Source organism: Agromyces sp. NPDC056965 (assembly GCF_042673425.1).
Lineage (GTDB): Bacteria > Actinomycetota > Actinomycetes > Actinomycetales > Microbacteriaceae > Agromyces.
The window spans coordinates 1-9,774 of the sequence record NZ_JBHURI010000114.1 but is presented as its reverse complement, the minus strand read 5'-3'; the positions used below and the strand labels follow the sequence as shown (position 1 = coordinate 9,774).

The 9,774-nt window shown below is 69.1% G+C and carries 1 protein-coding gene; it reads right to left on the bottom strand.

Features of this window, described 5'->3' with window-relative positions:
* Window positions 1-94: 94 nt before the first annotated feature.
* Window positions 95-9,493, bottom strand: a complete 9,399-nt coding sequence (locus ACFTQE_RS18960; RefSeq protein ID WP_376926530.1) for a hypothetical protein — start codon at window positions 9,491-9,493, stop codon at window positions 95-97.
* Window positions 9,494-9,774: the final 281 nt, after the last annotated feature.

Genomic DNA, 9,774 nt, shown 5'->3' with positions numbered 1-9,774 from the left:
GCCGAACGGCATCGGCCCCGTTCCGCGTGTCGGTCAGGGCACGAGAGAGGGCCGGGTCACGACCCGGCCCTTCCCGTTCGCGGTGACGGAGCCGTTACTCGGCGGCCTCCCCCGCACGGCGACGACGGATCATCATCGCGGCGATCAGGAGTGCGCCGGCGACGAGCAGTCCGCCCGCGCCCCACAGGAGTGGCGCTCCCGCGAACCCGGTCGAGGCGATGGCGCCCGCCTGCGGGATCTTGACCGTGACCGTCGAGTCGTCGCAGATCACGGGCAGCTCCGGATCGATCACCGAGAGCACCGAGACCTCCCCTTCAGGCTGCACCTCGGGCGGCTCCGGCAGGTCGTTCCAGCAGACCTCGCCCGTGTTGTCGATGCTCGACTTCTTCGAGGCGGGATTCAGCGTCACGGTCAGCACCACGTCCGGAGCATCGGGCTGGGTGCCGCCGATCATGCCGTTCAACACGCAGTGCAGCGTGCCGCCGTAGCCGGCCGAATCCTTGCCGGTGACCTCGCAGTCATCCCAGCGCGGGAAGGCGGGAGCGGGATCGGTCGTGATCGCGGTGACCTTGAGGTCGCCGGGGATCTCGTCGAACAGCTCCATGGCCTCGACCGCACCGAGCCCCGAGTTGGTGACCGACAGCGTGTAGTCGAACGAGCTGCCCGGCTTCGCCTCGGTCACGCTCGACGTCTTCAGGATCTCGACCGTCGGGTCGCGCTGCACCTCGCAGGCCGGGGTGGCCTGCGGGTACACCGCGAGCACCGACTGGCTCGGGTTGACCTGGAAGGTGATCGTCATCGGGTTGACCTGGTCGGCGAACGCGTAGCTCTCGAGCTTCGAGTCCTTCACCATGTTCTCCCAGATGTCGACGATGCCGTTCTCGCCGACGACGTCTCCCTCCTGGATCAGGCGCCAGCCGGGCCATCCGATCGAGATGCCCTCGTCGTTGACCACGCCGTACGGCCACAGCGTGCGACCGTTGCGCTGCTCCCACGGGATCTCCATGACGATCGGAGTCGCGTCGGGGTAGACACTCGCGTCGGGCGTCCACGTCACCGTGATCGGTCCCGGAGCGACCGAGCCGGTCGTCTGCACGTTGTGGTACAGGTACGGCACGTCGTTCACGCACTGCACGTAGGCGTTCGCCTCCATGGCCTTGGTCGGAACATCCGCGGTGTCGCAGTCGTTCGTGGGATCGACGTCGAACTCCGAGACCTCGACGCACGCCGTGTTCTCGATGTTCTCCGCCGGCACGAGCGGAGGAACCTCACCCGGGTTCTCGGGCAGTTCCGGCCCGACGGCGGGATCCTTCAGCGTCACGGGGATCGTGATCGTCACGATCGGCCCGGTGGCGAAGGTCGCATCGGTCGTCCAGGTCAGTTCGCTGCCGTTCTGGACGAACGTCCACGATCCGACCGGGTCGAGCGTGATGTCGGCCGGGTCGAACTCGAGCGAGTCGGCCAGCACGTCCTTCACGACGACGCCCTCGACCGGTGTCGGTCCGTTGTTCGTCACCGTCAGCACCCAGTTGAACGTGTTCTCCTCGGTGCCGGCCTCGACTGCCGTGACGCCCTCGGGCAGCACCGCGGTCTTCACGATGCCGACCTCGACGATCGGGATGTCGACGCAGCCGCTGATGGGCGTCTCGATCTGGCCGTTCGTGAAGAGCGCCCCGTTGAAGAAGCCGTGGCCGCTCTCGGTCGCGACGCACTTCGCGAGGTCGATGTCGGTGATCTTCGTGACATCGACGATGGCCGTGATCGACCAGGTCTGGTCGACGCCGGCGAGGATCGGCCGGTCGTCGGCGAGCACGGTGGCGTCGCCGGTGCCGGTCCAGTCGGCGACCGGGTCGCCGTTCGGGTCCTCGGCCGTGGCCGTGAACGTCGCACCCGCCGGGAAGGCCGGCGCGTCGCTCAGGTCGTAGAAGAGGTCCTTCTCGGGGTCGGCCGTCACGACGATCTCGTAGTTCACCGTCCACGTGCCGTCGAGGTTGTCCGTCGGCGAGCCGACGACCGTCTTCTCGGCAGTGGCACGTCCCGGCTCGTCGCAGGCGCTGGCCTCCGTCGGCAGGTCGCCGACGGTGAGGATGGCCGTGTTGCGGAAACCGCCCTCGCCCTCGGTGCACTCGACGGTCTCCTCGGACCACGCGTCCTCGGTCACCGTCGCCTCGACGGTCACGAAGTACTCGTGGAATCCCTCGCCCGCGGTGAGGATCACGTTGTTCGCGAGCTCCTCCGTGGGTTCGATCGCGGGATCCGCCCAGCTGCCGGCGGACCCGCCCGGACCGGTCCACGTCGCCTCGTCGATCGTGATGCCCTCGCCGAAGTCGGCGAGCGTGTCACTGAGGTCGTAGGTCACGGCTGAGACGACGCTCTCGTCGGTCACCGTGATCTTGTACTCGATCGTCCAGGTGCCGTCGGCGTTCTGCTCGGTCCCGACGACCTCCTTGTCGAGGGTGTACGTGGCCGGAGCCGCGGTGTTGGTGATCTCGCAGTTCACCTCCTGACCCGGCTGGAGCTCGACGTCGCCGTCAGCCGCGTCGAGCACGAGCGGCGCGACGCCGTTCGTGGAGACGCAGCTCCAGAGCGAGGGCGTGAACTCGTCGGCACCGGGGAAGTCCGCCGCTTCGGAGAGCGTGTACGCCACGTTCGAGTCGACGGTTCCCGTTGCGGTTCCGTCACCGGAGATGACCTCCGTGTCGCCGTCGGCCGCCGTGAGCGTCCAGAGCGTCGGCGGGAAGTCCGGTGCGATCGCGAGCGGCAGCACCTTCTTCTCGAGCGTCAGCTTCGGCGCGACATCCGTGTTCGTGATGTCGCAGTCGACGGTGGCGCCGAGCTCGGTGACCGTGAGGGTCGCGCTCGTCGAACCGGGCGTGCTCACCAGGGTGAACGCGTCCGCGCCGCTCTCGGACTCGCAGGTCCACGTCGCCGAGACCTCGTACTCGACGCCGTTCTCCCACGTGGTCGACACCTCGTTCAGGGTGTATCCGACGCCGCGCTCCACAGGGCCGGTGGCGGTACCCGGTCCTCCGAAGCCGTCGTCGAGCGCGCTCGCCGACACCGTCCAGTCGGCGGGCACTGCCGCGCCGCCGTGCTGGTTGTCGACGTGCTTCTCGAGGGTGACCGTCTGCGTGCAGGTGACGGGGTTCGTCACGGTGTACGTGTTGACCGTGCCGGCGAGGGTCTTGTCGCCCACGCCGATCGGGTCGCCGGCGACGCAGCCGCTCGGCACGAGCACCTCGCCCTCGCCGACGGTCACCTCTGCGCCGTCGACGTACGGTCCCTGCTCGGTGCTCCACGGCACGTTCTGGCCGTCGAGCGTGGCCTGAGCGGTGAAGCCGGCCGGGAGGGACGGGCTGTCCCACGCGATCGGCGAGCCGCCGTCGATCGTCCACATCTTCTCGATGACCACGACCACCGGAACGTCGAAGCAGGCGTCGTCGGTGTAGGTGTCGCCGGAGGTGACGGTCGCGGTGTTGAGCAGGCCCTGCTCCTCGCAGCTCAGCGACGGATCGCTCGGCGTGGATTCGACCGTGAACTTCACGAGCACGGTGAACACGTCGCTCGCGCCGGCCGGGAGGGCCTGGTCCTGCACGATCGTGTCGGTCGTCGACGGAGTGTTCCAGTCGGGGTCGACCGTCGCGTCGGCGCTCGTGACCGTGCGCTCGGTGATGGTCGCGGCGTCCGCGAACTCGGGCTCGTCCTCGAGGTCGTAGACGAGCTCCTGGCTCGGCGAGAGGTTCTTCACCGTGACGGTGTACGTCGCCTCCCAGTGGTCGCCCACTCGCGTCACCGATCCCTGGGCGACCTTCGTTACCTCGGGTTCGGCAGGCACGCCGCAGCCGGTGTCGGTCTGCGTGCTCGTGCCGGAGGTGAGCTTCGCCTCGTTCAGGAACCCGACGTTCGGGGCACCCTGGCTCGGCGTGCACGTGTCCGTCGTCGGATCGGCGAAGGCCGCCTTGTCGACGTTCGCGGTCACCGTGACCGTGAACTCCTCGACGACGTCGACGCCGATGGTCCGCGGCGTGCTGACGAGCGTCGCCGTCGGGTTGCCCTCGGGGTCGGCCCAGCTGCCCGACGTCGTTCCCGACCAGGCTGCGGTCAGCACGTCGATCTCGGGACCGAACTTCAGGGTGTCGGCCAGCGTGTACTTCGTGACGAAGTCCGCGTTGCCCGTGACCGTGATCGGGTAGGTGATGGTCCACACGCCGTCGGCACCCTGCACGACCGTCGGGTCGCCCTTCGCGACCGTCGGCACACCGCCGTCGGTGATGTCGGTGCAGTCGGTGTCCTCGAACTCGAACTGGCCGCTCGTGAGCACCGCCGTGTTGAAGAAGCCCTTGCCGGCGGTCGGTGCGGTCGGAACGCACTCGAGGTCGGCGCCCGGCACGGAGCCGGACGGGACGTCGACGTTCAGCACGATCGTGTAGACGTGCGTGGCGCCGGCCGCGATCGCGGTGGCTCCGACGATCGCGATCGAGCCGCCGGCGTACGACTCCACCGGGCCGCCGTCGACCTGGTACGAGTGGAACTCGACGCCCGCGGGGAAGCCGGGTTCGTCATCGAGCGAGTAGTACGAGGGCTTGGCGCCGGGCGCCGTGTTCGAGACCGTCAGGGTGTAGGTCACGTTCCAGCTGCTGTCGAGCTGCTGGGCTGCGGTCGCCCCCGACTTCACGATCGTCGGAACGCTCGGCGCATCGCACGCGGTGTCGACGGTCGGAACCCCGGCGACGGTCAGCGTGGCGGCGTTGTTGAATGCCGCGGCGTCGGCGTTCGGTCCCGGGCACGCCGTCTGGGACGGCAGCGGGGTGGGGCCGGTCAGCACGATGCCGGTCACCGTGATGCGATACACGTCGCTCGGGTCGGGGTCGCCGGCCGCGAGGTAGGCGCCGGTCGCGAGCGCCGTGCCGTCCGTCCACGGTGCAGGAGCGTCGCTGTTCTTCGCGAGCGTGTAGCTCGCGCCCGAGACGTCGACGCCGGCGCCGAACTTCGTCGCGTCGACGAGGTCGTAGACGCCGCCGATGGCACCGGTGTTCTTGACGGTGATGTCGTACGCGATCGACCATGTGCCGTCGGCGGCCTGGCTCACCGAGCCGGGCACGACGGTCTTGTCGTGCACGATCGTCGGCTTGTCGACGGAGACGCAGCCGGTTGCGGTGCCGGTCTGGTTGCCGGCCGTCACCTTCGCGGTGTTGTCGAGGTTCGGGCAGAGGAGCGCCGGGGCATCCGCGCCGATCGCGACCGTGATCGCGACGGTGTAGACGTGCGTGTCGACACCGGCGGTGCCGGCGAGCGTCACGTTGTCGGCGAGGAGGGTGTTCGGCGCGGCGCCGGTCCAGCCGGGCACGAGCGTGACGCCGGCCGGCGGGGTGACCGTGCGGTCGAGCACGGAGACGGATGCCGGGTAGCCCAGCGCGTCGTCGAGGTCGTACTGCACGCTCGTGGTGGCCGAGGGGTTGGTCACCGTGATCGTGTAGGGCAGCGTCCACGTGCCGTCGCCGTTGTCGACGGCCGTGCCGCCGACCTTGGCGATCGTCGGCTTGACCGGGACCGAGCAGTCCTCGGCGGGGTACGCGACGCCGCCGACGGTCATGACCGCCGTGTTCAGGAACCCGACGGTGCCAGGGGTGCCGGCGTCGCAGGCGGTCGGGCTCGTGCCGCCGAAGTCGGCGCCCGGTGCGACCGTCGCGTTGACGGTCACGTGCCACGTGTGCGAGGTGCCCTTGACCAGCAGGGGCTCACCGGCGAAGGCCTGCTCGCCGTCGAACGCGACGCTCCACGGCGTCGACGAACCCGGCGGTGCCGGCAGCGTGCGCTGGTAGCTCGCGCTGTTCACCGTGACGTCGCCGCCGAAGTCGAGCGTGTCGGTGAGGCTGTACGTCAGGTCCTGGAAGGCGCTCGGGTTCGTCACGACGATGTCGTACCCGATGTCCCAGCTCACGCCGTCGGCGTTGGGCGTGGGAACGGCCGCGGTCTTCACGATCGTCGGCGTGATCGCCTTGAGCGTGTTGGTCACGGTGCAGTCGACCTTGTCGCCCGGTGCGAGCGGCGAGACCGCCGGGCCGGGAACCGCTGCTCCGCCGTTCTTCGAGCAGAGCCACGTGCCGGCCTGGAACTGGTCGGCGTTCGGCAGGGCCGTCGACTCGGAGAGCGCGATGGCCTGCCCGGCGGGCACGTCCACGAATCCGCCCGTGCCTCCGTCGCCCTGGGCGACGATGACGGCGCCGACCTTGGCGGCGAGGTTCCACGAGGTCGGCAGCGCCACGTTGCCGGTGACGACCTTCGTGAGCTTCAGCTGCGGCGGGATCGGCGTGTTCGTGATGACGCAGGTGCCCTGTGCGAGTGCCGTCAGGGTGATCGTCGTCGTCGTGACGTACTGGCCGTCAGGGCTCGTCTTGCACTGGATGCTCACCTGTTCGAAGCCGGCGGGGCCGCCGGTCTCCGAGATGGTGTAGCTCGTGCCCGGTCGGACGAGCACCGTGTTGCCGGTCGTCGTCTGCACGGGCGTGAGGCCCGGGATCGAACCGCTCGGCGTGGCGATGAGGGTCCAGTCGCTCGGGTCGGCGTCGACGCCGTCGAGGTCCTGCACGCTCTTGACGAGCGTGAGCTGGGCGGTCTGGTTGACCGCGGTGCACTGCACGCGGAAGCCGAGTGGCACCGTCACGCCGCCGTTCAGGCCGTCGGCGAATCCGGGTACGACGACTCCCTGCGAGTTCGTCTGCACGCAGTCCCAGCTGCCGGTCGAGCCCGGGATGGGCACGGCGTTCTGGCCGAGCGTCTGCACGTAGCGCGGGTCGCCGCTCTCGGCGAGCGGGTACGTCACGTTCGGTGTCACGAGCGCGGTCGCGCCGGCGCTGCCGGTGGCACCGTTCGGGCCGGGGAGGGCGCCTCCGGGCGCCACGGCGTCGAGGTTCCACGTGGTCGCTGCGACACCGCCGTTGGCCACGGTCTTCTTCAGCGTCAGCTGGGAGTCGCACGTGACGGTGTTCGTGATCGTGTAGCTGTTGTCACCGGGTTGGAGTGTCGGACTGAAGGGCAGGGCGCCGTTCGCGGGCACCTGGCCGTTCGCGAGCGTGACCCTCCGGTCGGTGATCGTGCAGAGGTCGCGCGAGCCGACACCCGTCGTCTCGTTGAGCGCGACGACGGTGTTCGCCGGCAGCGGGCCCTGCGTCGTCACCCACGGCGCGTTGGCGCCGTCGACCGTCAACTGGGCGGTGAGGCCGCTCGGCTGGTTGCCGTGCTGGTAGGTGACGCCGTTGACGACCCAGACCTTGTTGACGCTGAAGTTCGACTGCGGCAATGGCGGCCGGTTCCAGACGTTGCAGGTGATCGCCTGCGTCGAGCTCACGGGGATCGAGAATCCGTTGGCCTCGTTCGACACGGTGATGGCGCTGCCCGTGGCCTGATCGGTGCAGACCGCGTTCTTGCCGCCCGTCTGCACGATGCTGTGGCCCTGCGGGTCTTCCGTGACCTTCACCGTGCCGTTGGTGGTGCCGCCCGCGAAGGTGAGCGGCAGGTTGACGGCGCCGGTGCCGGCAGCGGTCGTGCCCTCCTGCGTGGGAGGCGTGATGCCGGGGGTCGTCGGTGCGGCGGTGAACTTCCAACCGCCGGCGGGCGTCTGACCGGTCTTCTGCTCACCGGTGCTCGAGCTCGAGACGACCTGCTTGACGACCGAGACCGATCCCTGGCAGGCGCCGAGCGCGAGGTTGCGGAGGATCGTTCCAGCCTGGTCGTAGCTCGACGACTGGAAGTAGTCGGAGTTCAGCTGGTCGCCCGAGATGGCGACGAGGTTGTCGGGCGAACCGCCCACACCGCTGCCGACGCCGAAGGCGATGACGCGGGTGCCGAGCGCCTTCACCGCGTTGGCCGAGAACACGCCGTTCTCGACCTCGCGGAAGCGGGTGCGGTTGCCCGGGCCCTCGTCGTTCGCGTAGACGGTCGGGTTGCCGTCGGTCAGCACGAGCGCGATGTCGTACTGCGTGCCGCTCGTCGCGACCTGATAGATACCGCGATCCCAGTTCGTCGCCTCGGTCGGCGTCGTGAAGGTGTCGATGTGGTTGCGCACGATGTTCGCGCCCGCGACCGTCGACACCGGCGTGATGCCGAGGTTCGAGCCGGCCGTTGCGGGGGCGACGTTGTTGAAGGTGAAGATACCGACCTGCGACGGCGTGCCCTGCAGGGCGGTGACGAAGCCCTTCGCGGCGTTCTTCAGGTCGGTGAAGTTCGGTGCGACGGAGCCCGAGAGGTCGATCACGAGCGCGATGCGGACGCCGCACTGCTGCGCGCGCGTCGGGTTCGCGAGCGAGCTCTGCCAGATGCCGCCGGACGCGTTGTTCGCGCTGTTGCCCGTGGCGATCATGAAGTCGGCCAACGAGCTGAGGGTCTCGCCGGCGTCGACGTCCGCGATGCGGAACCGGTACGCCGCGGACGCGGGCGTCTCGCCGACGGCGAGCGAGTCGTTGGCCGTCCAGCCGGCCGGAACGCCGGGCACGGCCTGGGCGACCCAGAAGTTGGAGTTGTTGGCGTTCGGGACGCTGAAGCTGCAGACGCCCGCGGGGGTCGACACGCAGGTGGCCCACGGCTGGTTGATGACCGATCCGAACGAACCGTTGTTGTCGGTGTAGAGCTGCAGCGTCACGCCTCCGAGGCCGCCGACGCTGGAGGTGCCGGTGCGCGAGCCGCCCACCTGGACGTTGATCGTCGCGGGGCCGCTGTAGGTCTGCGTGAACGTGCAGTTCGCGAACTTCTGGTTGGGGCTTCCGTTCGTGTTGCTGAACGTGACGGTGCGGGCGGCCTGGTCGAAGACGGGATCCTGGCCGTCGCTGCCGCCGGTCGAGCAGGTGAGCGTCGTCGTGTAGTTCGCCGGCCCGCTGTCGGCGAAGAGGGTGTAGGTGTTGTTGCGCGGCACCGGTCGGGTCTGCCCCGACGTGAAGTTGTAGTTGTCGCTGTTGCTCGAGCGCACGGCGTGCAGGGTCCACTGAGCCGCGGTCGCCGATCCGCCGGAGACGACGTTCGTGATGGTCAGATTGCCGCAGTTCGTCGTACAATTCGCGGTGTCGGCCGGGAAGACCGCCATCGGCGTGATGTCCATCGGCGCCTTCAGGTTCGGCGCGGGCAGGCTGTCCTCCGGCGGCGTGCTCGCCGGCGGGGTGTCGACCGGCGCCTCGGACGGCGTCTCCTCGACGGGGGCCGGCTCGCTCGGCGTCTCGACGGCAGGGGCGTCGCTGGCCGGCTGTTCGGTTGCGGGCGTCTCGCTCGACGTCTCGTCGCTCGTCGTCGCCTCTTGCGTCTCGCTCGTCGTCGCGGCATCCGGTGCCGGCTCGACCGCTTGCTCCGCGAACGCCGTCATCGGCAACCCGATCGCCAGCAGGGCGCCGACCGAGAGCGATGCGATGAGCGCGGTGGCTCTGCGCTTCCTCGTCTCCACTCGCTGTCGGCGCGACCGGCGGGGCCGTGCGTCGTCGTGGGAAGTGTTGCCGAACCAGCTGTCCATGATGGCCTTCTTGTGCTCGGGTGAGAAAGCAAAAACCTGAGTCCGTTGCCCAGTCCCGGCGAGTCAATCAGAGGAAATGGGGGACACGGTAGGGCGGCCATGACACCAGTCCGGGGGGCATGAACGACGAAGAATCCCGTATTGATCGGGATGTTCGTACAGGATGTCACCCGAAAGTGGGGTACGCGAGACTTTCTCAAGTGACCCGAATGGGGGACACGCGGATCATGCGCGGCACGGTTTCCCACCGGGCACGCGGATGCCGCGGCTCACGTGAGCCC